This window comes from Bradyrhizobium sp. LA2.1, assembly GCF_040547725.1.
Classification (GTDB): Bacteria; Pseudomonadota; Alphaproteobacteria; order Rhizobiales; family Xanthobacteraceae; genus Bradyrhizobium; species Bradyrhizobium barranii.
In genome coordinates this window covers 144564-168363 of record NZ_JBEPQI010000001.1, presented here as the reverse complement: position 1 = coordinate 168363, position 23800 = coordinate 144564, and the positions used below count along the sequence as shown (strand labels likewise).

Annotated in this window: 20 protein-coding genes; 15 read left to right on the top strand and 5 right to left on the bottom strand. The window is 65.5% G+C overall.

The window, feature by feature from the left end:
* Window positions 1–105 precede the first annotated feature (105 nt).
* Window positions 106–1077 carry a LysR family transcriptional regulator gene (locus ABIB95_RS00695; protein WP_354237842.1) on the bottom strand — a complete coding sequence of 324 codons (972 nt, stop codon included), beginning with the start codon at window positions 1075–1077 and terminating at the stop codon, window positions 106–108.
* 173 nt (window positions 1078–1250) lie between these two features.
* Here ABIB95_RS00695 and ABIB95_RS00690 point away from each other — a divergent pair, with 173 nt between their 5' ends.
* The 13 genes from ABIB95_RS00690 to ABIB95_RS00630 all read left to right on the top strand — a co-directional run bounded on the left by ABIB95_RS00690 (window position 1251) and on the right by ABIB95_RS00630 (window position 17226).
* Complete coding sequence (locus ABIB95_RS00690) at window positions 1251–1871, top strand: UbiX family flavin prenyltransferase (RefSeq protein ID WP_354237555.1); 621 nt, start codon at window positions 1251–1253, stop codon at window positions 1869–1871.
* A gap of 25 nt (window positions 1872–1896) precedes the next feature.
* Complete coding sequence (locus ABIB95_RS00685; protein ID WP_354237841.1) at window positions 1897–3318, top strand: UbiD family decarboxylase; 1422 nt, start codon at window positions 1897–1899, stop codon at window positions 3316–3318.
* A 127-nt stretch (window positions 3319–3445) separates the two neighbouring features.
* A complete protein-coding gene (locus tag ABIB95_RS00680; protein WP_071917558.1) occupies window positions 3446–4285 on the top strand; it encodes a helix-turn-helix transcriptional regulator in 840 nt (279 codons plus the stop codon).
* 143 nt (window positions 4286–4428) lie between these two features.
* Window positions 4429–7431: a xanthine dehydrogenase family protein molybdopterin-binding subunit gene (locus tag ABIB95_RS00675; RefSeq protein WP_354237554.1), complete on the top strand. Its 3003-nt coding sequence runs from the start codon at window positions 4429–4431 to the stop codon at window positions 7429–7431.
* Complete coding sequence (locus tag ABIB95_RS00670) at window positions 7428–8243, top strand: FAD binding domain-containing protein (protein ID WP_354237553.1); 816 nt, start codon at window positions 7428–7430, stop codon at window positions 8241–8243. The genes ABIB95_RS00675 and ABIB95_RS00670 overlap by 4 nt, the downstream gene beginning before the upstream one ends.
* Window positions 8240–8758 (top strand): (2Fe-2S)-binding protein, encoded by a 519-nt coding sequence (locus ABIB95_RS00665; RefSeq protein ID WP_354237552.1) that lies wholly within the window; start codon window positions 8240–8242, stop codon window positions 8756–8758. Before ABIB95_RS00670 ends, ABIB95_RS00665 begins: the two co-directional genes overlap by 4 nt.
* Window positions 8751–10295, top strand: coding sequence for an AMP-binding protein (locus ABIB95_RS00660; RefSeq protein WP_354237551.1), 1545 nt, complete (start codon window positions 8751–8753; stop codon window positions 10293–10295). Before ABIB95_RS00665 ends, ABIB95_RS00660 begins: the two co-directional genes overlap by 8 nt.
* A gap of 29 nt (window positions 10296–10324) precedes the next feature.
* Window positions 10325–11131, top strand: coding sequence for an enoyl-CoA hydratase/isomerase family protein (locus ABIB95_RS00655; RefSeq protein ID WP_354237550.1), 807 nt, complete (start codon window positions 10325–10327; stop codon window positions 11129–11131).
* 72 nt (window positions 11132–11203) lie between these two features.
* Complete coding sequence (locus tag ABIB95_RS00650) at window positions 11204–12535, top strand: MFS transporter (RefSeq protein ID WP_354237549.1); 1332 nt, start codon at window positions 11204–11206, stop codon at window positions 12533–12535.
* Between the two features lie 63 nt (window positions 12536–12598).
* Window positions 12599–14296, top strand: coding sequence for a GMC family oxidoreductase (locus tag ABIB95_RS00645; RefSeq protein ID WP_354237548.1), 1698 nt, complete (start codon window positions 12599–12601; stop codon window positions 14294–14296).
* A 602-nt stretch (window positions 14297–14898) separates the two neighbouring features.
* The gene (locus ABIB95_RS00640; RefSeq protein ID WP_354237547.1) at window positions 14899–15891 is read left to right on the top strand and encodes an NAD(P)-dependent oxidoreductase; all 993 of its coding nucleotides are present in this window, start codon (window positions 14899–14901) and stop codon (window positions 15889–15891) included.
* Between the two features lie 16 nt (window positions 15892–15907).
* On the top strand, window positions 15908–16690 hold the full coding sequence (locus ABIB95_RS00635; RefSeq protein ID WP_354237546.1) for a class II aldolase/adducin family protein: 783 nt from the start codon (window positions 15908–15910) through the stop codon (window positions 16688–16690).
* A 134-nt stretch (window positions 16691–16824) separates the two neighbouring features.
* Window positions 16825–17226: a VOC family protein gene (locus ABIB95_RS00630; protein ID WP_248882508.1), complete on the top strand. Its 402-nt coding sequence runs from the start codon at window positions 16825–16827 to the stop codon at window positions 17224–17226.
* A gap of 25 nt (window positions 17227–17251) precedes the next feature.
* Here ABIB95_RS00630 and ABIB95_RS00625 read toward each other — a convergent pair whose 3' ends face one another.
* Window positions 17252–18166 carry a LysR family transcriptional regulator gene (locus ABIB95_RS00625; RefSeq protein ID WP_354237545.1) on the bottom strand — a complete coding sequence of 305 codons (915 nt, stop codon included), beginning with the start codon at window positions 18164–18166 and terminating at the stop codon, window positions 17252–17254.
* A gap of 89 nt (window positions 18167–18255) precedes the next feature.
* Here ABIB95_RS00625 and ABIB95_RS00620 point away from each other — a divergent pair, with 89 nt between their 5' ends.
* Together ABIB95_RS00620 and ABIB95_RS00615 are read left to right on the top strand one after the other, a co-directional pair.
* The gene (locus ABIB95_RS00620; protein ID WP_354237544.1) at window positions 18256–19179 is read left to right on the top strand and encodes a hypothetical protein; all 924 of its coding nucleotides are present in this window, start codon (window positions 18256–18258) and stop codon (window positions 19177–19179) included.
* Window positions 19176–20189 (top strand): DUF2891 domain-containing protein, encoded by a 1014-nt coding sequence (locus ABIB95_RS00615; protein ID WP_354237543.1) that lies wholly within the window; start codon window positions 19176–19178, stop codon window positions 20187–20189. Before ABIB95_RS00620 ends, ABIB95_RS00615 begins: the two co-directional genes overlap by 4 nt.
* A 43-nt stretch (window positions 20190–20232) precedes the next feature.
* On the opposite strand, the gene ABIB95_RS00610 is transcribed toward ABIB95_RS00615, so the two are convergent.
* The 3 genes from ABIB95_RS00610 to ABIB95_RS00600 are packed head-to-tail and all read right to left on the bottom strand — an operon-like array spanning window position 20233 to window position 23764.
* Window positions 20233–21930, bottom strand: coding sequence for an ABC transporter ATP-binding protein (locus ABIB95_RS00610; protein ID WP_354237542.1), 1698 nt, complete (start codon window positions 21928–21930; stop codon window positions 20233–20235).
* The gene (locus tag ABIB95_RS00605; protein WP_354237541.1) at window positions 21909–22757 is read right to left on the bottom strand and encodes an ABC transporter permease; all 849 of its coding nucleotides are present in this window, start codon (window positions 22755–22757) and stop codon (window positions 21909–21911) included. Before ABIB95_RS00605 ends, ABIB95_RS00610 begins: the two co-directional genes overlap by 22 nt.
* Entirely contained in the window at window positions 22754–23764 is a 1011-nt protein-coding gene (locus tag ABIB95_RS00600; protein WP_354237540.1) for an ABC transporter permease, read from the bottom strand. Before ABIB95_RS00600 ends, ABIB95_RS00605 begins: the two co-directional genes overlap by 4 nt.
* Window positions 23765–23800: the final 36 nt, after the last annotated feature.

Below are 23800 nucleotides of genomic sequence, written 5' to 3'. Positions count from 1 at the left end.
TAGTTAGCAGGCCGCTACGACCGTCATGCCTGCACGTCTCAAAACTTACCAACCCGTCTCATTTTGCAGTGGGCGCGACATCTTGTCCGAGCAGGAATTCTGCACTCAAGAGATCGCTTTCCGCCGCGTCTTGCTGCGCGCCTTGCGGGGCGATGAGGTCGTGCTGCCAATGAAAGGCTCCACAAACTCTCTCGCCACGGCGGCCGCTTGCGCAAGATCGTGGCTGATGACATCGAGCACCGCCTTGGCCGCGACCGACACCGCTCGCCGCGGGTGATGCACCCAGGCAATCGAGCGCACGATCCGTTGCTGGTCGAAGCGATGCGCCCGGATGGTGCCGCTCGCGAGCGATTGCCGGAGCGCGATGGTCGGCAGCACTGTGGCAAAGTCGGTGGTCGCGATCACGTCGCAGAGCGCGGGGAGGGTGTCGAGCTCGAGCCGCGGCCGCAGGTCGATGCCGACGGCGGCGGCGTGCTCATCCAGGATCAGCCGCAGGCCGTGGCGCTTGGACGGCAGCACGAGGTCGAAATTCGCGATGTGGTCGAACCGTAGTTTTGCCGGCGGCCTGACCGGGCTGTCCTTCCGGCAGGCGAACACCATCTCCTCGTCCATGATGTGATGCGCGGACAGCGGCGTCTTCCGGCGCGGCACGTTGATCAGCGCGAAATCGAGCTGGCCTGTGTTGACCCAGTCGACCAGCGTCTCGGTATAGCCTTCGCAGGCGGACAGCGTGATCTCGGGATAACGACTGGCGACCTTCGCCGACGAACTGGCCATAGTGCTCTGCGCCACCGAGGTGATGAGGCCGACCGAAACCCGCCCCGAAATGCGCCCGCCGAGCTGCGCCATCTCCTGCCGCGCGTACTCGGCGTCACGCACGATCGGCGCGGTCAGCCGCACCAGCGCCTCGCCGGCGCTGGTCAGAGTCATGCCCTGGACGCTGCGGTCGAACAGTTTTTGGCCGAGTTCGGCCTCGAGCTTGGCGATCTGCATGCTCAGCGCGGGCTGCACGATGTTGAGCTGGCGCGCGGCGCGGGTGACGTTCTTTTCCTCGGCCAGGCAAAGGAAATATTGCATCTGCCTGAGTTCCACGGGGCTGTCCTTTGTTCGCTGTTGCTTGCGCACGGCCATCATCACAGATGATGGGTGATATAATCAATCATTATTTGTAGTGATGGGTGGGATTGCCTAGCCTCGTGGCGGACCGCGAGGCCTCGAGGGCCGCGCCGTCTGGGAGCGAAATCAGAAATATGCAGGACGCCACACCCAAGCGGATGATCATCGGCATTTCCGGCGCCTCCGGCGTCACCTATGGCGTGCGCCTGCTGCAGCTCCTGCGCAATGCCGGCGTCGAGACGCATCTGGTGATGTCGAAGACCGCTGAGCTGACCTTTGCCTACGAGACCGACCTGAAGATCGCGGAGGTGAGGGAGCTCGCCAATGTCTGCCATGCGATCGACGACATGGCCTCGGCGATCTCCAGCGGCTCGTTCCGCACCGCCGGCATGATCGTGGCGCCGTGCTCGATGCGCTCGATGTCCGAGATCGCCTCCGGCGTGACCACGACGCTTTTGACCCGCGCTGCCGACGTCGTGCTCAAGGAGCGCCGGCGGCTGGTGCTGATGGTGCGCGAGACGCCGCTGCACACCGGGCATCTCAGGACGATGACGGCCCTGTCGGAGATGGGCGCGATCATCGCCCCGCCCGTGCCGGCCTTCTACGCAAAACCTGAGAACCTCGACGACCTGGTCGAGCACACCGTCGGCCGTGTGCTCGACCTGTTCGACATCGATATCGGCGTTGTGCGCCGCTGGGGCGAGGACGAGGCGCTCAAGCGCCGCTCGCCGCCGCTGCGCAAGATCGCGCCTTGACCTGAAGACCTGAGGAATGACCCGTATGCGAATGGAAAATGTTGCGAGGAGAGGCGCGAACGCGCCCGCCGATCTGCGCGCCTGGCTCGCGTTTCTCGCCGAGCGCGGCAAGCTCGCGATCGCCCGCGAGGGCATTGGGCTCGCTGACGAGCTCGCCGCCGTCGCCAAGCGGCTGGAGCGCGACAGCGCGGTGCTCTTCCCGCGCCCCGATGGGCATGAAATTCCCGTCGTCGCCAATCTCTTCGCCGGACGCGACTGGGTCGCCGATTCCATCGGCGTGACCGAGGACCAGTTGCTGCCACGGTTCCTGGCTGCCGCAAACCATCCACTGCCGACGCATGAGGTCGCGAGCGGACCGGTGCAGGACGTCGTCCACGAGGACGTCGATCTGCTCCGCCAACTCCCGGTGCCCAAGCACAATGAGCGCGACAGCGGCCCCTACATCACGGCCGGCCTGCTGATCGCGCGCAACCCGAGGACCGGTGTACAGAACGTCTCGATCCACCGCTGCCAGATCTCTGGCAGGAACCGCATCGGCGTACTGCTGCTGCCGCGGCACACCTTCTCCTACTACCGCCTCGCGGAAGAGCTGGGCCGGGCGCTGGAGATCGCGATCGTGATCGGCGCCCATCCCGCCTTGATGCTGGCCTCGCAGGCGATCGCGGCGCTCGATGAGGACGAGATGGCGATTGCCGGCGCGCTGCTGGGCGCGCCTGTCGACGTCGTGAAGTGTCGCACCAATTCAGTCCGCGTCCCCGCCCACGCGGAGATCGTCATCGAGGGACGCATTCTTCAGGGCGTGCGTGAGCCGGAAGGTCCGTTCGGCGAATTCCCCCAATATTATGGTCCGCGCGCCAATCGCGAGGTGATCGAGGTCGATGCGATCACGCATCGTGCGAAACCGATCTTCCATACCATCGTGGGCGGCGGTTTCGAGCATCTGATCCTCGGCGGCGTGCCGCGCGAGGCGACGCTGCTCCAGCATCTGCGGCGCAGTTTTCCTGGCGTGATCGACGTCCGCCTCACGCGCGGCGGCACCTGCCGCTACCACCTCGCGATCAAGATCGACAAGGCGAACGACGGGGAGCCCAAGAACATCATGATGTGCGCCTTCGGCGCCCATTACGACATCAAGCAGGTGATCGTGGTGGACAAGGACGTCGACATCTCCTCGTCCGAGGAAATCGAATGGGCGGTGGCGACGCGCTTCCAGGCCGACCGCGACCTCATGGTCGTCGCCGGCGCGCTCGGCTCGAAGCTCGATCCGACCACCGACAACGGCATCAGCGCCAAGATGGGTCTCGATGCGACCGCGCCGGTCAACGCGCCCGAGCTCGCTTTCAAGCGCATTCGCGTCAAGGGTGAGGAGGAGGTCGATCTCGCCACCGCCTTGCAGGCCGACCCCGGCGCTGCGGTCGCGCGGCTTCTTTCGGAGACGCGCGCATGAGCGGATTACCGCTCGGAAGCAACTTGCGTCGGTTTGCGCCGTTGGAATATGAAGCGGGTGCTGCCAATAGTGCCGCGCCGATGAAGCAATCATTTTGCAGCGCAACGCTGCCGGGAGGAAGGAACTGATGTCGACGGCCCTGCGCATCGCTCATGGCGCTTTCGGCAGGGTCGCTCTGCTCGACATGGACCGTTCGCTGGTCCGCCACGCTCATCATCACTGCCACGTCCTGCTCAAGGTCGAGGGCTCCGACACGCAGTTTCTTGTCGGCGACCAGGTCACGCCGCTGACGGATACGGCCGCCGTGCTCGTCGACGGCTGGAAGCCGCATGCCTATGTGCACGACGCCAATCGCCCGCGCACGCTGATCATGGCGCTCTATATCGAGCCGGAATGGCTGAAGGAGTTCCGTCCCGGCTGGGCGGCCAGCGGTGCGCCCGGCTTTTTCGAGCGGCCGTCGGGCGAGGTATCGCCGCGCATCCGTCAGCTCACGCTGCATCTGGCGGCCGAAATGATGGCGAATCCGGATGCGGTGCGGACCCACGAGCAGACGCTCTCGGATCTCATGATCGCGGTGATCGAGCGATTCACGCCCTGGCGCAGCTTCCCGACCACGATCCGCGGCATGAGCGCGGTGAGCTGCGATTGGCGGATCCGCCGCGCGATGGACGCGATGCGCGTGCACGATTCCTATGCCAACGTCGATCAGTTCGTGAAGGGCGCAGGCCTCTCGCGCGCGCAGTTCTTCCGCCTGTTCGAGACCTCGCTCGGCGTCTCGCCAAAGCTGTATCTCAATGTCGTCCGCATGGAGCGCGCGCTCGATGCTGTCATGCGCGAGGACACACCGCTCGGCGAGCTCAGCGAGCGTTTTGGCTTTCCGGAGCCTGCGCATTTCACGCGCTTCTTCCGCGACCATGCCGGCGTCAGCCCGCGCGAGTTTCGCAACGTCTCGCGTCTCGCGGGTTGAGTCTTGCGGGCTGATATTGCGCTGCACGCTCTCGAATGAGACGATTTGGTAAGTCGTGAGAGCGGGCGGTATGGCTCCCGCACCCCCAGTCCTGACAAACGTCATCGTCGCGTCAAAGAACGCGTCGGGAGGTATGCCGGGACATGTTGCAGGCGGTCAAATCCGCAAATCCGGGAAGTGGCGATGAGCCGTGGGTCGGGCGTTCGATCGAGCGCGTCGAGGATGCCGCACTGCTCAGCGGCCGCGGCCGCTTCATCGACGATCTCGGTGTCCAGCCCGGCACGCTGCACGCGACGATCCTGCGCTCTCCGCATGCGCATGCCGATATTCTCTCCATCGATGTTGAAGCCGCCAAGCGTCTGCCGGGCGTTGCAGCCGTTCTGACCGGCAGCGACGTCAAGGCCGTCACGACGAGCCTCGTCGTCGGCGTGAAGGCGCCGGTGGAGTGTTGGCCGATCGCGATGGACCGCGTGCGCTATGTCGGCGAGCCGGTCGCTTTGGTCGTCGCGACTGACCGTGCGCGCGCCGAGGATGCGGCCGAGCTGATCAACGTCGAATATCGGCCGCGTGCCGCTGTCGTCGATCCGCTTGGGACGCTCGTATCAGGTGCGCCGGTACTGCACGAAGGCTTTCCCGGCAATCTCGCCAGTGACCGCCATTTCCGCTACGGTGATCCTGAAAAGGCCTTCGCGGAGGCGCCGCATCGCTTCTCCATCGATATCAAATATCCGCGCAATTCCTGCACGCCGATCGAGACCTATGGCGTCGTCGCATCGCACGATGCAGGCGAGGACGCCTACGAAGTCCTCGCCAATTTCCAGGGCCCGTTCAGCATCCACACGGTGATTGCGCGCGCGCTAAAAGTGCCGGGGAATCGGCTCCGGCTGCGCACGCCGCCGGATTCCGGCGGCAGCTTTGGCGTCAAGCAAGGCGTGTTTCCCTACATCGTGCTGATCGCCGCGGCCGCGCGTGTCACGGGCCGGCCCGTCAAGTGGATCGAGGACCGGCTCGAGCATCTGACCGCGTCGGTGTCGGCGACCAACCGCGCGACGACGTTGTCGGCGGCGGTCGCAGCCGACGGAAAGATCCTCGCGCTGGACTGGGACCAGGTCGAGGATTGCGGCGCGCATCTGCGCGCGCCTGAGCCTGCCACGCTCTACCGCATGCACGGCAATCTGACCGGCGCCTACGACATCCGTCACGTCAGGATCCGCAACCGCGTCGTCGTCACCAACAAGACGCCGACCGGTCTCAACCGGGGCTTTGGCGGCCCGCAGGTCTATTTCGCACTGGAGCGCCTGGTGCAGCGGATCGCGATCGGCCTTGGCCTCGATCCGCTCGATGTCATCAAGCGCAATCTGATCGACGCCGGCGCGTTTCCCTATCGCACAGCGACTGGTGCCTTGCTCGACTCCGGCAACTACCAGGAAGCCGTCGCGCTCGCAGTCGAGCAGGGCAGGCTCGCTGCGCTCAAGGCGAAGCGGGACGAGGCGCGGGCGCAGGGGCGGCTCTATGGCATCGGCTTCACCGCGGTGGTCGAGCCCAGCGTCTCCAACATGGGCTACATCACGACCGTGCTGACGGCGGCAGAGCGCCGCAAGGCAGGTCCGAAGAACGGCGCGCAGGCGACGGCCACCGTCGGCCTCGATCCGGTCGGCAGCGTCACCGTTCACGTCGCGTCCGTGCCGCAGGGGCAGGGCCATCGCACGGTGCTGTCGCAGGTCGTCGCCGACGTCTTCGGTCTCCAGCCTAGGGACATCCGCGTCAACACCGAGATCGACACCGCCAAGGACGCCTGGTCGATCGCGTCCGGCAATTACGCCAGCCGTTTTGCGGCGGCGGTGGCGGGCACCGCGAAGATCGCCGCCGAGCGCGTCGCCGGCAGGCTCGCCCGCATCGCCGCAAGCCAGTTGAACGTCGAAGCCGCCGACATCGTGTTTGCGAAAGGCTTCGTTGCCTCCAGGCACAATCCGGAGAACCGGATCGCGTTCTCGCGCGTCGCGGCGCTCAGCCATTGGTCGCCGGGCTCGCTGCCTGATGATGCCGGCCAGACCATCCGCGAGACCGTGTTCTGGACGCCGCCGGAACTGACGCCGCCCGACGACGAGGACCGCATCAACTCCTCGCTCTGCCACGGCTTCATCTTCGATTTCTGCGGCGTCGAGATCGATCCGACGACGCTGGAGACGCGAATCGATCGCTACGTCACCATGCACGACTGCGGCACCATCCTGCATCCCGGCATGGTCAACGGCCAGATCCGCGGCGGCTTCACCCAGGCGCTCGGCGCCGCGCTCTTTGAGGAATATGCCTACGCCGAGGACGGCAGCTTTCTGACGGGAACGCTCGCCGACTATCTGTTGCCGACCACGACAGAGGTGCCGGAGCCGCAGATCATCCACATGGAGACGCCGTCGCCGTTCACGCCGCTCGGTGCAAAGGGCGTCGGCGAAGGCAATTGCATGTCCACACCCGTCTGCCTCGCCAATGCAGTCGCGGACGCGCTCGGCATTGCCGATATCACCTTGCCGCTGGTGCCGGCGCGACTTGCAGAGCTGGTGCGCGGTGCCGAACCGCCGCCTCCCGCTGGCGGCGCGACGGCTGCGCCTGTGCGCGAAGGCGACCGGCGCTTGCGCGGCGAGGGACAGGCCTCGGTAAAGGGGGCGCCCGAGCAGGTCTGGGCGATGCTGCTCGATCCCGCCACCCTGCAATCGGTCATTCCTGGCTGCCAGCGCGTCGACAAGATCACCGACACGCATTTCCGCGCCGACGTCACGCTCGGCATTGGCCCGGTCAGCGGGCGTTATCGCGCCGATGTCGAGTTGTTCGATCTCGATCCGCCGCGCGCGGTCACCCTGCGCGGCGGCGCCACCGGCGCGCTCGGCTTCGGTAATGCCGAGGGACGTATCACGCTCGCGCCAGACGGCAAGGGCGGAACGAAGCTGACCTACAGCTATGACGCTGCGATAGGCGGCAAGGTGGCGAGCATCGGCGGTCGCCTGCTCGACGGCGCGACGCGCGTCATCATCGGCCAGTTCTTCACCGCACTGGCCCGCAAGGCTGGCGGTGGTGGTGCAGAGGGCGGCGGTTTCTCGCTGTTCGCCGTGCTGGCGAAACTGGCCAGCCTGTTCGGGGGGCGCCGATGAAGCCGCCCGCATTCGACTATCTCCGTGCCGAGAATGTCGGCGACGTCCTCGAAGGCCTTGCCCAGCAGGGCGGCGACGCGCGCGTGCTCGCGGGCGGGCAGTCGCTGATGGCGATGCTGAACATGCGCCTCGCCAAGCCAAAACTGCTGATCGACATCATGCGCATCAAGGAGCTCCGCCAGATCGAGCGGAAGGGCGATGCCGTCACTATCGGCGCCGGCGTGCGCCAGGCTGACCTCCTGGCATGGCCTGACCTAGCCGAGGCGCTGCCGCTGGTCGCGCTGGCGCTGCCTTGGGTCGGGCACGTGCAGACCCGCAGCCGAGGCACCATCTGCGGCTCGCTCGCGCATGCCGATCCCAGCGCCGAGATGCCGCTGACGCTGGTTGCGCTCGGCGGCGAGGTGTTGCTGCGCAGCGCCAAGCGGCGGCGGCGCGTTGCCGCCAAGGACTTCTTCGCCGGCATGATGCTGACCGCGCGCGCCGTTGACGAACTGATCGAAGGAATCTCGCTGCCCGCCGTCAAGGGATCGCGCTTCGCCTTCCGCGAGGTCGCGCGCCGCCATGGCGATTTCGCCATTGTCGCCTGCGCGGCGATGAAGACCCCGACGGGCGTGCGTATCGCCGTTGGCGGCGTCGCCGACGTTCCGACTGTGCGCGATTGGCCGCGGCTGGAGGGCAGCGCGCTCGACGATGCCCTCAATGCCTTCGCCTACGAGCTTGGTGCCCGCGACGACGTCCACGCCACCGCGCGCTACCGGCGCGACCTTGTGCGCATGATCGGTCGCGATCTGATCGGCGAGGTGCTGCAATGACGCGTCTCAAGGCAGATCAGCGCCATGCCGTCCGTTTCTCGCTCAACGGCAAGCCGGTCGAGGGCGAGGCGGAGCCGCGCATGCTGCTCTCCGATTTTTTGCGCCAGCAGCTGGGCGCGACCGGCACCCATGTCGGCTGCGAGCACGGCGTCTGCGGCGCCTGCACTGTTGTCGTCGACGGCATGCTGACGCGGTCCTGCCTGACGCTCGCTGCGCAGGTCGATGGCTGCGAGCTCAAGACCGTCGAAGGGCTCGCACCGTCGGCGGACCGGCTCGGCGTGCTGCAGCAGGCCTTCCGCCGCAACCACGCGCTCCAGTGCGGCTTCTGCACCGCCGGCATTTTGATGTCGCTCGACCACTACCTCGCCAGGAACCCGGCGCCGACCGAGGCCGAGATCCGCGACCTCCTCAGCGGGCATATCTGCCGCTGCACCGGCTACACACCGATCATCCAGGCGGCGCTCGAAGCCGCCGCCGAACTCGCTTCATCCAAAAAAGAGACGTCCGATGCTTGATCTCGCCAGCAGCTTCATCGCCAGCGCCGCGCGCGATCCCCATGCGATCGCGCTTGTCGACGGTGATCTGCGCCTGACCTACCGGCAATGGTACGGCAAGATCTCCGCGCTCGTGGCATCGTTCGACCGCCTTGGCCTCAAGCCTGGCGATCACGTCGTCACGCTGCTGCAAAACCGCTGGGAAGCGGCGACGCTGCACTGGGCCTGCCAGTTCGCAGGCCTGGTGATCACGCCGATCAACTGGCGCGCCAAGGCCGACGAGCTCGATTACTGCATCGAGAACGCCGAAGTCTGCGCGATCGTCTATCAGGATATCTCTGCCGAGGCGGTGCAGGGCTCGGGGTTGGCAGGCAAGCTGCTGCGTGTTTCCGTCGATCCCGGGACGGGGGAGGCCACCAGCTTTGCCGATCTGATCAAGGACAGCGCGCCGGACGCCGAGCCGCGTGTCGGCACCGATGCCTGGTCGATCATGCTCTACACGTCAGGCACGACGTCGCGGCCGAAGGGCGTGCCGCGGCGGCATCGCGCCGAACGTGCTGCCGCGATCGCTCATGTCGCGCAAAATCTCTACGGCCGCGGCGAGCGCACGCTCGGCGTGATGCCGCTCTACCACACCATGGGCGTCCGCTCGCTGCTGGCGATGTCGCTGATCGGCGGCACTTTCATCTGCCTGCCGCGCTATGACAGCCACCAGGCCCTGGCCCTGATCGCGAAGGAGGAGATCACCCACCTCTATCTGGTGCCGACGCTCTATCACGACCTCGTTCATCACGAGGCCTTTGCCAGGACCGACGTCTCCAGCGTCCGCAAGCTCGGCTTCGCCGGTGCCTCGATGACCGACGGCCTTCTCAAGAAGCTGAACGAGGCGTTCAAGCCAGAGTTGTTCGTCAATCACTACGGCAGCTCCGAGATCTACACCTTTACGATCGACCAGGATGCCGCGGCAAAGCCCGGCTCGGCCGGCAGGGCCGGGCTGAACCAGCACGTCAAGGTCGTGCGCATCGGCGCGAAGTCGGTCGCGGAGCTTGCTGCGGTCGGCGAGGAGGGCGAGATCATCGCGACGCTCGCCGGCGACGAGGCCTTCGAGGGCTACTGGCGCCGCCCTGAAGCCGACGCCAAGTCGCTGCGCGAGGGCTGGTACTTTACGGGCGATACCGGCTTCGTCGATCCCGACGGCGACCTGTTCGTCACGGGGCGCGTCGACGACATGATCATCACCGGCGGCGAGAACGTCTCGCCGGTCGAGATCGAGAGCTGCCTGTCGCTGCATCCCGCTGTCGACGAGGTCGCGGTGGTCGGCGTTGCCGACGAGAAATGGGGCAAGGTCGTCGCCGCCTTCGTCAAGCGCAATCGCCCTGTGTCGGACGTCGAGCTGGAGCAGTTCTGCCGGACCACGGGCCTTGCCAATTTCAAGCGGCCGCGCCGCTACGTCTTCGTCGACGCCATTCCCAAATCGCCGGTCGGAAAACTGCTGCGGCGACTGCTCGTCGCCGGTGAATACGAAGCCGAGCGCCTGCCGCCATCAGACGCCGCCTGATCAATAACCATCAACAGAAGGAAGCACAGATGCCGTCACCCTACACATTTACCGATCCCCGGCTCGCCAAGCTTGACGGGTTCAAGGTCGAGATCGACGAGGCGCATGAGCGCGCCGACATCATCTTAGGGAGGCCGCCCTACAATGTCGTAGCGATGCCGCAGCGCGACCAGCTGCGACTGACCTTCGAAACGCTGGACGAGGATCCGCGCGTGCGCGTCATCGTGGTGCGCGGCGAGGGCGAGCATTTCTCCAGCGGCGGCAATATCGGCGGCTTCATGGAAGCGAGCCCCGAGCATGTCTCCAAGCTCGCCTGGAACATCGCCGCGCCTGCACGTTGCGCCAAGCCCGTGATTGTTGCCAATCGCGGCTATTGCTTCGGCGTCGGCTTCGAATTGTCACTCGCCTGCGACTTCCGCATCGCCTCGGAGACCACGCAATACGCGTTGCCGGAGCAGAAGCTCGGCCAGATCCCGGGCTCGGGCGGCTCGGCTCGCTTGCAGAAGATGGTCGGCATCACCCGCACCAAGGACATCGTGATGCGCTCCAAGCGTATCTCGGCCAAGCAGGCGTTCGACTGGGGCATCGCCACGGAGTGTGTGCCGGACGCCGAGCTGGAGAAGGCGACCGACAAGCTGGTCGACGAGCTCCGCACCTTCTCGCCGCTGGCGCAACGTACCGCCAAGAAGCTCCTCAACGACACCGAGGATTCGACGCTCGCGATCGCGATCGAGCTCGAAGGCCATTGCTACAGCCGCCTGCGCCAGTCGGAAGACTTCAAGGAAGGCGTCGAAGCCTTTAACGCCAAGCGTCCGCCGAAGTTCACCGGGCGCTGATGCGCGACAAAACTGCCGCGGTTCGCAATGACGCGAGCCGCGGCTCTATCAAAACGGGGGAGGTAAAACAGCATGGCTGAGATGGATATGCCGGCCGCGGGCGCACAGGCGTCGGCGGATAACAAGCAGATGGTCAATGCGATCATCGCATCGGTGCTCGGATGGGCGCTGGATCTGTTCGATTTGTTCATTTTACTCTACGTGGCGCCGGTCGTCGGCGCGCTGTTCTTTCCGTCGAGCAACCCAGCGCTGTCGCTGGCTGCGGTCTACGGCTCTTTCGCCGTGACGCTCCTGATGCGGCCGCTGGGCTCGGCGGTGTTCGGGCATTATGCCGACGTGCACGGCCGCAAGCAGGCCATGCTGATCGCCATCATTGGCGTCGGCATCAGCACGGCGGCGTTCGGCCTGCTGCCGACCATCGCCCAGGTCGGCGTGATCGCGCCGATCCTCTTCCTGATCCTGCGTCTGGTGCAGGGCATCTTCGTCGGCGGCGTCGTGGCCTCCACCCACACCATCGGCACCGAGTCGGTGCCGGCGCAATGGCGCGGCGCGATGTCGGGTCTGGTCGGCGGCGGTGGCGCCGGCATCGGTGCGCTGCTCGCGTCCTTCATCTTCCTGATCACGTCCTCGATCTTCCCCGGCGATGCCTTCGCGGTGTGGGGCTGGCGCTTCATGTTCTTCTCGGGGTTGCTGAGCTCGCTGCTCGGCTGGTTCATCTTCCGCAACCTCGAGGAGTCGCCTTACTTCAAGGAGCTCAAGCGCCAGCAGGGTAACAAGCAGGCGAAGGTCTCGAGGGCGCCGGTCAGGGACGTGTTCTCCGGCGAATATCGCGGCGTGCTGCTGGTCAACCTTCTCATCACCTTCGGTGGCGGCGCCGGCTACTACCTGACCTCGGGCTACCTGCCGAGCTTCCTGAAAGTCATCAATGCGGTCCCGAACCAGACCTCGTCGTTGATCCTGATGGGTGCGAGCGTGTCGGCGTTCTTCTCCGCGGTGCTGGTCGGCGCGCTGAGCGATCGTATCGGCCGCAAGAAGACGTTCCTCATCATCGGCGTCCTGGCCGCGGTGTTGCTGCCGCTGTGCTATCTCAATCTCGCGGCGACCAAGGACACGACCCAAATCACGCTCTATGCGCTGGCGATCGCCTTCATCGGCAATGCCGGCTATGCGCCGGTGCTGATCTTCCTCAACGAGCGTTTTCCGACCGCGTTGCGCGCGAGCGGCACGGGTCTGTCGTGGAACATCGGCTTTGCGCTGGGCGGCATGATGCCGACCTTCGTCTCGCTGGTGAGCGGCAGCCCCGCGGAGATCCCGATGTCGCTGGCCTACTTCGCGGTCGGCGTGTTCGTGATCTATTTGATCGGGGCGGTCGTGATCCCCGAGACCAAGGGTAACTTCCGCTAGGTTAAATCGGCGCGGCTGCACCTGCGGCCGCGCCGATCCATCGAATTGCACGACGAGATAAGAATGGATGGGCTGCATTTCGACGACGTCATCGTTGGTGGCGGATCGGCGGGCTGCGTGCTCGCCAATCGGCTTTCCGCAGACGGAAGCCGCCGCGTGCTTCTGATCGAAGCCGGGATGGACACGCCGCCCGAGGCGACGCCGCCGGAAATCCTCGACAGCTATCCGATGACGCTGTTCTTCGGCGACAAATACATCTGGCCGGGCCTGTCAGCGGCCGCCGGCCGCAATGCCGAGGGCAAGCCGGTCGTTCGCGCCTACGAACAGGGGCGGGTGATGGGCGGCGGTTCCAGCATCAACGTGCAATCGGCCAATCGCGGCCTGCCGCGCGACTATGACGAGTGGCTCGATCTCGGCGCGCGCGGCTGGGGCTGGGCGGATGTGCTGCCGTACTTCCTCAAGCTCGAGACTGATCTGGATTTCGACGGCCCGCTGCACAGCAAGCACGGCCCGATCCCGATCCGCCGCATCGCGCGCGAGGCGATGCCGCCGTTTGGCCACGCCGTCGGCGAGGCGTTGTCGGCGACAGGCCTGCCGTTCCGAAAGGACCAGAACGGCGAGTTCGAGGACGGCATCTTCCCGCCGGCCTTCTCCAATCGCAACGACCGGCGCGTCTCGACCGCCGCCGGATATCTCGACGCAGCAACGCGCGCGCGGCCGAACCTGACCATCTGGGCGGACAGCGAGGTCGAACAACTCCAGCTCGATGGCCGCCGCGCGACGGGCGTCGTGGTCGCGCGGGGCGGGCAGAAGCTCGCCGTCGCCGCCGGCCGTGTCATCCTCACCGCAGGCGCGCTGCAATCGCCGGCGATCCTGATGCGGGCGGGCATCGGCCCGGGTGCGGCGCTGCAAGCGCTCGGCATTCCCGTGGCGATCGATCTGCCCGGCGTCGGCAGCAATCTGCGCGATCATCCCGCACTGACCTTCTGTCAATATTTGCCGCGCCGGTTGCGGTTGCCGCTTGCCCGGCGGCGTCCCAATTTCGCGGCGATGCGCTTCTCGTCCGAACATCCCGGCTGCGACGCCTCCGACATGTACATCACTGCCTCGGCGCGCGGCGGGTGGCATGCGCTGGGCACGCGGCTTGGTCTCTACTTTCTTTGGTGCAACCGGCCGTATTCGAGTGGCTCGCTCACGCTGGCGAGCCGCGACCCGAAAACCTATCCCGTTGTTGATTTCAACCTGCTGTCCGACCGACGCGATCTCGAACGGATGGTCGCGGCCGTCCGGCTGCTCGCGAAGCTTGTCGTTCATCCCGCGCTCAACCCGGAGGCGGGTGATTTCTTCCCGGCCTCCTTTTCTCCGCGTATCAAGCGGCTGAGCCGGTACGGCACCGTCAATCGCATCGTTGCGTCCATCCTCGGGCCGATGCTCGACATACCCGCGGGCCTCAGGGCGCTTGTGATCCGGCTCGTGCTGCTCAACGGCACGGCCTTCCAGGAGACGCTTGCCGACGACCGTGCCCTCGAAGCCTTCGTACGGCAAAGCGTGTTCGGGGTCTGGCATCCAGTGGGGACATGCCGCGTGGGCGATCCCGCCGACCGGATGGCGGTGGTCGATCCCGGGGGCCGAGTGATCGGCAGTGAGAACATTTTTGTGGCGGATGCCTCGATCATGCCGCGGCTGCCGACGGCCAATACCAACATCCCTGTGATCATGGCGGCCGAGAAGATCAGTGATGCCCTGCTGTCGCGAAATTAAGCTCTGTGCTGCGCCAGCGCGGAAACGCCCTCCTGCGTTAGGTATTCGAGTTCCACGAGGTCACTCCATTGGATTCGACTCCTGAACAGGAAGCGCCGCGACGACCGACTGCGGCATCGAGCGGTTCACGTTAGATAGGGCTCGCTCTTCTTCGCTGTTGTTAGCCGAAAGTGGCCCGTGATGGATTGGAGCGAGGGTTAGATTGTTTCAATCAGTTAAAGGGCGGCGTGTGCATAACGTATGCACCGGGAGATCGAGAAAAAAATTTGGCGCAGGCCAACGTGAGCAGGCGTTTTGAAGCAGGCGGATTGGTCGCGGAAAGCGCAGCTTCTTTGCACTCTCGCAGCTAACTACGACCTATTCGATCAATGACGCGACGTCCTGGGATGGGACCAACTGGCTCTTAATCAGCGGGTCCCAGGTTCGAGTACTTGGCCGCGTCGGGCGCGGCCCCCGCAGAAGCGCCAGGGCTCCGGAGACAAATTCTTATGTCTTGCCGAAGCGCGTCGTCCTCTTGTTGCAAGGCACCCGTCATCTTTGAAAGGACTATCTTGCAGCAAACGCCTAGCATATCCGGATCGTTGCCAACGTGACTGCGTGACATGAACACTCCCCGAATTGAAAGCCAGCGCGCCTCCACCAGCGTGCGATCGCCGATCATCGTCAATCAGCTTGGCCCGGACATTCGTGCGGCGCTGGTCGATCACTGGTCGCGCCCGCTGATCATCGATCATTCCGCCGATCGCGCGCCCTGGGAGGTTGCTCCCGAAGCCGACGTGCTGCTGACGCGGCCGCTCGTGGGCTGGCACAAGGCGCCTGCGGAGAAGCCGGCCGGCTGGCCGTTTGGCCTGCACTGGATCCAGACCGCATCGACGGGAGTCGATTTCTTTCCGACATGGCTGCTCGACGGTCCGGTGGTCACGGTCGGCCGCGGCATCTCGGCTGATCCGATCGCGGAATATGTCCTTGCGGCGATTCTCGGCTTCGAGAAGCGCATCCATGACATCCGGCCGCGCAATCGCGAGCAGTGGAAGATCAGTCCGCTGGGCTCGCTCACCGGCAAGACGATCGGGATTGCCGGCTTCGGCGCGATCGGCCGCGCAGTCGCCGAGCGGGCCAAGCCGTTCGGTGTCAACATCAGGGTTCTCAGGCGCGCGGCCTGGCCATATGTCCTTCCGGGCATCCAGCCGGTTGATAGCATCGAGGAGCTGGTCGCGGTTTCCGATCATCTCGTCCTTGCTTTGCCGGCGACGACCAAGACCGCGCGTCTGATCAACGCCGATGTGCTGGCGCGGGCCAAGACGTCGCTGCACCTAATCAATGTCGCGCGTGGGCGGATCGTCGATCAGGGTGCGCTGTTGCAGGCGCTCGACGAGGGGCGGATTGCCGGCGCGACGCTCGACGTCACCGATCCCGAGCCGCCGCCGGAGGGAGATCCGATCTATCGCCATCCCAAGGTCGTCCTGACCCCGCATGTTTCTTGGACGGGAGGAGAGGACATCAAGCGGCTGGCCGATAAGACGCTGATCAACCTCGACGCCTACGCCCATGGCGTGGCGCTGGCCGACGTCTTCGACAAGAATCTCGAATACTAAAAAAGGAAAGGCAACAATGAACAAGGTCGTCGAGAAGCCCAAGAAGTACTCTCTGGTCGAGCGCACGCCGCCCGCGACGTTCGAGGAAGAGCGGCTGCACCGCAAACAGCGGCTTGCCGCAACATTCCGCCTGTTCTCGCGCTACGGCTTCGATCAGGGGCTCGCTGGCCATGTCACCGTGCGCGATCCGGAGTTCCCCGAGCGGTTCTGGATCAATCCGCTGTCCAAGCATTTCAGTCAGATCAAGGTCTCCGACCTTCAACTCGTCGACCATGACGGCAACATCCTGATCGGTGACAAGCCGATCAACCAGGCCGGCTTCGTGATTCACTCCGCAATCCACGCCGCGCATCCGGAGGTGATCGCGGCCGCGCACACCCATTCGACCTATGGCAAGGCCTGGTCGGCGCTCGGCCGCCTGCTCGATCCGCTGACGCAGGATTCCTGCGCCTTCTACGAGGATCAGGTGCTGTTCGATCCGTTCTCCGGCGTCGTGCTGGAGGCGGAAGAGGGCCGCAAGATCGCGCAGGCGCTGGGATCGAAGAAGGCGGCCATCTTGCAGAACCACGGCCTGCTCACGGTCGGGCCGACCATCGAAGCGGCCGCGTGGTGGTACATCGCCATGGACAATGCTGCGCGCGCCCAGCTGCTTGCGGAAGCCGCCGGAACGCCAAAGCCGATCCCGCACGAGATCGCCAGCCTGACCTCGCGGCAGGTCGGAACGCACAAGGGCGGCTATTTCAGCTTCCAGCCGTTGTGGGACTGGATCACCGAGGCGGAACCGGATCTATTCAATTAGGGATCGAGGCTTCCGAGCCGGGCCGATGACCCGGCTCGCCGAATTGCGTCATGCTCTAACATCGTGAGATATAGCGGCAAGCGGCTTGTCACGCTTGTGCAGGCTGCCGCAGCAACGGTGAGGAGCAGGGCGACATGGTCAATGGTCTGCCAAGCGAAGTTGAAGTCATCACATTGTTCGTCGATGACATTGCGTCGTCGAAAGCGTTTTACGCCAAGGTTTTCACATCTGAGACGGTCTGGGAGGATGCGGTCTCATCCGTGCTTCGATTTGGTGGGCTCCTGGTCAATCTTCTCGACGCGTCTCAGGCACCGCCGCTTGTCGAGCCGCTGCGTGTCGCGCAGTCCTCCGCAGGGGCGCGCGCACTCCTGACGATCAGGGTCGTCGACGTCGATCAGGTCTGCTCGGCCCTGCGGGAGATTGGCGTCGATCTGCTCAATGGCCCGATCGACCGTCCGTGGGGGCGACGAACTGCGTCCTTTGCCGACCCCTCAGGCCATGTCTGGGAGATCGCGCAGCTGATTGAGCGGAAATAGCAGCCTGCTGCCGGCCCGCCGATCGCTACAGCGTCCCACAGACGCGATTGACCAGTTCGATGAACCAGCGCAGCGCCGGATTGGCCATGGCGCGGCGCGTGTGGAGAAGGTCGATGGTGAATGGCTCCACATCGTAGGGAACCGGAACGACGGACACGCCGGCGGCTGTCGCGAAGCGGCGCGCGACGCGCTCGGCCATGGTTGCCACGAGATCGGTGCCGGCGACGGCGAACGGCACCGCGACGACATGGGCGAGCGTGATCGCGGTCCGGCGCTTGCCTCCGTGCCGGCTCAGCATCGTGTCGATTGCGCCGGGAAGCCCGTCGCCGCCGGCGGCGGAGAACAGCACATGCGGAAGCCGCGTGTAATCGTCCTTGGTGAGACGGGCTTTCAGTTTGGCGCGCTTGGCGTCGCGAATGCAGACGAAACTCTCCGTGAAAAGCGTGGATCGGATGATGCGCGGGGAAGCGGGAAGATGGCCACCTATCAGCGCGTCGACATCGCCGTGTTCCAGGCTCGCGACACTCGCGGCTGGATCAATGATGGGGCGCACCACGAGATCGATACCAGGCGCCTCCAGCCGCAACGCCTCGACCAGTCGCGGCACCACGACGAGGTCGCCATAGTCGGTCGCCGCGATAGACAGGCGATGGCGGGCTGTTGCCGGATTGAAGGCTGATGTGGGTTCGAGCACGCCCCTGATCTGCCCCAGAGCGTCGCTGATCGGCCGCGCCAGCGCCAGCGCCTTGGCCGTCGGCTGCATGCCGGAGGCCGAGCGCACGAAGAGCTCATCGCTAAACAGCGCACGCAGCCGCGTCAGCGTGCTGCTCATGGACGGTTGCGCCAGGCCGATGCGCTGGCCGGCGCGGGTCACATGGCGTTCCTCCATCAGCGCCTCGAAGGCAACCAGGAGGTTGAGGTCGACGGAAGCCAAATTCATTTGAGCGATGATAGATATAGTAACAATCGATTTCAAGGATGATGCGGGGTGTGGTCTCCTGGCGAAGACGACATGATTGGGCGCGGCGTATGCGATCCTCACTCCTGCACTTCATCCCGCGCGGACCGACATTGCTGGCGCTTGGCGTCCTGCTTGGATTGGCCTTTCCGGCTCTTGCGGACCTGGCTCGCCCCTTGATGGCAACCACGATCTTCCTGATCGTGCTGGGAACGCTGTTGCGGATCGACAGTCAGGCCGTCGTCGCAACGCTGCGACGGCCATCGCTTTCCGTGCTCTTGCCGGCTGTCGTCATGGTGGCCTGTCCACTCGTGATCGGTGTTGCCGGTCACGCCTTGAACCTTGGTCCGGAGATCGCGCTTGCGGCTGTGCTCGCCGTCTCGGCGCCGCCATCGAGCGGAACGGCAGCAGTGGCACGCATGCTCGGGCTCGACGGGGCGGTGCCGCTCGTGGTGACGGTGTTGTCCATGGTGCTGGCTCCGGTCACCGTGCCGCTTCTTGCAGGCTGGTTCGGCGGGCTCGAGATCAGCGCGCTCGAGCTCGCGCTTCGTCTGGCGCTGTTGATCGGCGGCGCCGAAGGAGTGGCTTTCCTGGTCCGCCGGCACGCAGCCCCGGTGCTGGCGGCCCATGGCGGGATGGTCGACGGGATCATCGTCGCGGCGCTCCTCGTCTTTGCGGTGGCGACGATGGCTGACATTCGCGCGCAGATCGCGGCGGATGTGCAGGCCGCCACGCTCTGCCTCGGGCTCGCCTTTGCTTGCAATATCGCCCTTCAAGCAGCTGGTGTCGTGCTGCTGCCGGGCAATTTGAGCCAGCGGCTGACCGTCGGGCTCATCCTCGGCAACCGCAATGTCGGCCTGGTCTGGTCGGCGCTGGGTGCTGCCGCCTCGCCACGCATGGCGCTATACTTCGCGGCGACGCAATTTCCGATCTACCTCCTGCCGCGCCTGATCGAGACATTGATCGGCCGGAACACTGGAAAGGCCAAGCCGTGACCACGCCCCGTCTTACCCGCGAACATGCCTCGCATTTTGCCAACATCGCGCTCGGCCATGTCGGGCGCGAATATCCCAATAACGTTGATCACGCGCTGGCTGAACCTGCGGATGCCCGCACGCCGAGCCAGCTGCATCCGATCTTCTACGGCAGTTATGACTGGCATTCCTGCGTCCACAGCTATTGGATGCTGGCGCGACTGCTGCGCAGGTTTCCCGACCTTGCGGCAGCCTCCGACATCCGCGCTCTCGTCGATACGCAATTCGTGCCCGAGAAGGTCGCCGCCGAACGTGCTTACTTCGCCCGCCCGACTGCTCGCGGCTTCAAGCGGCCGTATGGCTGGGCCTGGCTCCTGAAGCTCGCGACTGAACTGGCGCTCCATCCTGACGATCGCTGGAGCCGCAATCTCGCGCCGCTGGCCGAAATCATCGCGCAACGCTTTCGCGACTTCCTGCCGTTGGCGTTCTATCCCGTACGCGTCGGCACCCATTTCAATACGGCGTTTGGCCTGCGGATGGCGGCAGACTACGCCGGCACCAAAAAGGATGAAGCGCTCGCCAGGTTGCTGCACGAGACTGGCCAGCGCTGGTATGGTGAGGACAGCGACTGCCCCGCCTGGGGTGAGCCGAGCGGCGACGACTTCCAGTCCTCGGCTCTTATCGAGGCCGAATGCATGCGGCGCCTGTTGCCTCCGGACGCGTTCCTGCCCTGGTTCGATCGGTTTCTGCCGCGGCTGGTCGAACGACGGCCGGCAGCGCTGTTCAAGCCTGCGACGGTCACCGATCGCACCGACGGCAAGATCGCTCATCTCGATGGGCTCAATCTCAGCCGCGCCTGGTGCTGGCGTTCTCTCGGCGACGCCCTGCCGGCAGGCGACCCCCGCCGCGTCGTTGCTCACGAAGCGGCGCGCGAGCATCTGGCCGCAGGCCTCCCCCATATTACCGGTCACTACATGGGAGAGCACTGGCTCGCGAGCTTTGCCGTGCTTGCACTGGATGATGAGAACTGAGCGGGCAGGGGCCTTCCGCGGCTTATTCAATCTGCGGTCATGATCAACCGAAGGCGCGCGTGCGCATGTGTGCGAGATCGTCGCCACCCGACGGGATCGACGCCAGCAGCGACCTCGTATAGGGCTGCTGAGGGTTGTCGAAGATGTCGGCGACGGTCCCATGTTCGACGATACGTCCGCGATGCATCACGGAGACGGTGTGGGCGAGCTGACGCACCAGCGCCAGGTCATGAGACACGAACACGTAGGTCAGGCCCAGATTGGCCTGTAGCGAGAGCAGGACTTCGACGATGCCGGCCTGGACGCTGACGTCGAGCGCGGAGGTGGGTTCGTCGAGCACGATCACGTCGGGCTTGAGGACCAGCGACCGGGCGATGGCCACGCGCTGGCGCTGGCCACCTGACAGGGCTCCGGGCTTGCGGGAGAGCAGGTGCTCGCCAAGTCCGACATCGGCCAACGCTTCGCGGACGCGCTCATCCCGTTCCTTTCGCGTTCCGATCTTGAATCGATTGAGCGGCTCGCGCACGAGCCGCTCAATCGTCCAGGTCGGATCGAGCGAGGTGAAGGGGTTCTGGTAGACCAACTGAAGGTGGCGCCACACCGTCCGCAGCGCCTCGGGCGAGCGGCCGGTGATTTGTTCGCCTGCGACCGAGATGCTCCCGGTGTCGGGTCCCTCCAGTCCAAGCAGCAGCCGGACCGTCGTGGTCTTTCCCGAGCCCGATTCGCCGACCAGCGCGTGCGTGGTGCCAGCAGGGACGCTGAACGACAAATCGTCGACGGCCGTCAGCGCCTTGCCGTCGACTGTGAAGGTCTTCGTGACGGCGCTGACCTCGATCTTCGGTGCCTGGCCGGTCTTGAGGGAACGGAAGCCCGTGTCGCGCAGTGCGGCGTAACGGTCGGGGTTGAGGGCCGGGACATCCGCGCGCAGCCTCTTTGCGTAGGCCGACGCCGGCGAGGAGAAGACGGAAGCGGTCCGGCCAGCCTCCTGGATGACGCCGTCCTTGAGCACCACGAGCGCGTCCGCTCGTTCGGCGGCGATCGCAAGGTCGTGCGTGATGAGCAGCAGGCTGATCTTGAGGTCGTGCTGCAGCCGCGTGAGCAGGTCGAGGATCCGCTTCTGGATCGTGACGTCGAGCGCGGAGGTCGGCTCGTCCGCGACCAGCAGTGCCGGCCGTGGCAGGATCGCAAGGCCGATCAGCACGCGCTGGAGCATGCCGCCGGACAGCTGGTGCGGGTAGGAGTCGTAGACACGCAGGGGGTTGTCGAGCCCAACCTGGGCGAACGTCTCCAGGATGAGCTGCTTGCGGATCGCCTTGTCGGGCTCGTCGAGCAGCGCAGCCGCCTCCTGCGCCTGGGCACCGATTGTCCGCACCGGGTTGAGTGAGTTGGCGGGGTCTTGCGGGACGAACCCGATGGCTCGTCCCCGCAGCGGCCGGAAGCCGCGCTCGGAAATCCCCAGCACCTCCTGGCCGTCGAACGCGACGCGGCCGGTGGCGTGCCCGCCGCTGGGGAGTAGCCGCAGCACCGCGCGGGCGATCGTCGACTTGCCGGACCCGGACTCCCCGATGAGGGCGAGGCTCTCGCCGCGGCCGAGTTCAAAGCTCACGTTGGTCACGACCTCGTGCGGCCCATAGGAGACCGACAGGCCGTCGACCCGGAGCTGCGGAATCGACCGCAGCGGCGTCGGCGCGACGCGCTCGGCGCGGGTGAACGTGGCGGTCAGTCTGTCTTGCGGAGCCATCGGCTGATCCTGTTTGCGGAGAGGACGGTCGCGATCGTGACGAAGGCGGGGGCGTACACCAGCCACGGCCATTTGAGGTAGTCCTTGCCGATCGAGATCAGCAGGCCCCAGTCGGAGGCGGGAGGCGGATCGCCGTAGCCGAGGAAAGCAAGGCTGGCGATCACCAGGATCGACAGGCCGAACTGCAGCACCGCGAGCGGGAGCACCGACCGCGATGCATTCGGCAGCACGTGCCGCAGCAGAATGTGCCAGCGCGAGCCGCCCATCAGGAACGATGCCTCGACGAAAACGGCCTGCCGGGTCTTGATCACTTCCGAGCGCATCACCCGCGCGAACACGGCGACCGCCGAGACGCCGGTCGCAACCGCAGCGTTCGTGGTGTCGAAACCGATCGCGGTGACGACGATGACCGCCAGCAGGAAGTTCGGGATCGCCAGCAGCACATCCACCAGGCGGGCGAGCACGATGTCCACCCAGCCGCCGAGGAAGCCGGCCAGGAGGCCGATGAGCCCGCCGGCAACCGCGGCGATGACGACCGCGATGAGCGCGCTCGTCACCGAGGAGGCCGTGCCATAGACGACCCGGGTATAGAGGTCGCGACCGAGGTGATCGGTACCGAACCAGTGTGCTGCGCTGGGGCTGAGCAGCTTGTCAGCGGGGACGCCGTTGGCGGGATCATGACTCGTGAACAGGCCAGGTGCGAGCGACCAGGCGATCACGAGCGCGATGACCACGAAGGCGAGCGCGACGGTCGGCGGCACCCGAAGGGCTGCCAGCCGGCTGATCGCCGTGATGCGTGGCGAGGAGGAAACGGAGACGAGTGTCATGGCGTCACCGCCTGGGAAAGATTGGTGGAGCTCTCGTCGGCGGTGGTCGGGCGGACCTTGCGACCGCCGATCAGCTTCACGCGCGGGTCCAGCAGCGGGTAGACGAGGTCGGCGATCAAATTGACGAGCACGAACACCACTGCCGCAAGCGAGACGACCGCTTGCAGGACAGGCAGGTCCTGCGTGCTCACCGAACGCTGCACCAGACTGCCGATGCCGGTGCGTCCGAACACCGTCTCGGTGATCAGCGAACCGCCGAGCAGTTCGCCGATGGCGAGTGCGATGACGGTGATGACCGGGAGCGAAGACGGCTTGAGCAGGTGCTTGGCAAAGAGGCGCATCTGCCCGAGCCCACGGCTGCGCGCAACGGCGGCGTATTCCTGCTCGGACTCGTTGTCGAGGTTCGCGATCAGCACCTCGGTGATCCGTGCGGAGATGGGGATGCCGAGCGCGACCGCGGCGAAGAAGGTCGCCCAGAAGCTGTCCGGCGCGATTACGCGAAAGAAGCCGAGCTGGAAGCCGAAGATGTGGATCAGCACCAGGCCGATCACGAAGTTCGGCACCGACAGGAACAACGATGGGAAGCCACGCAGAAAGCCCTGGCCGAACCGTTTCGGAAGGAACTGGGTGCCGTAGGCGATCGTGGCCGCCAGCAGCAGCGCGATGGCGAAAGCTGCGGATGCAAGGATCAGTGTCGAAGGGAGAACCTCGGCGATCAGGGTTGTCACAGGCCGGTTGGATCGCATCGACAGGCCGAGGTCGCCGGTCACGAAGTTGGACAAGGACGCCCAGAGCTGGATCGGAATCGGCCGGTCCAGGCCTTGGGCGGCGATGATCTCCTTGATCTGATCCTCGCTGAACCCATTCTGCGGGTCGCGCAGCACGTTGGTGATGGGGTCACCAGGCAGAATACTGACGACGACGAAGGTGAAGACGTAAGCCAGCAGGATGACGACGACGGCTTGGGCGAAGCGCTTCGCGGCATAGGATAGGTAGGCGCTTCTCATGCCGGTCGCCTCCTCACGCTGCTTGTTTGCACTGCG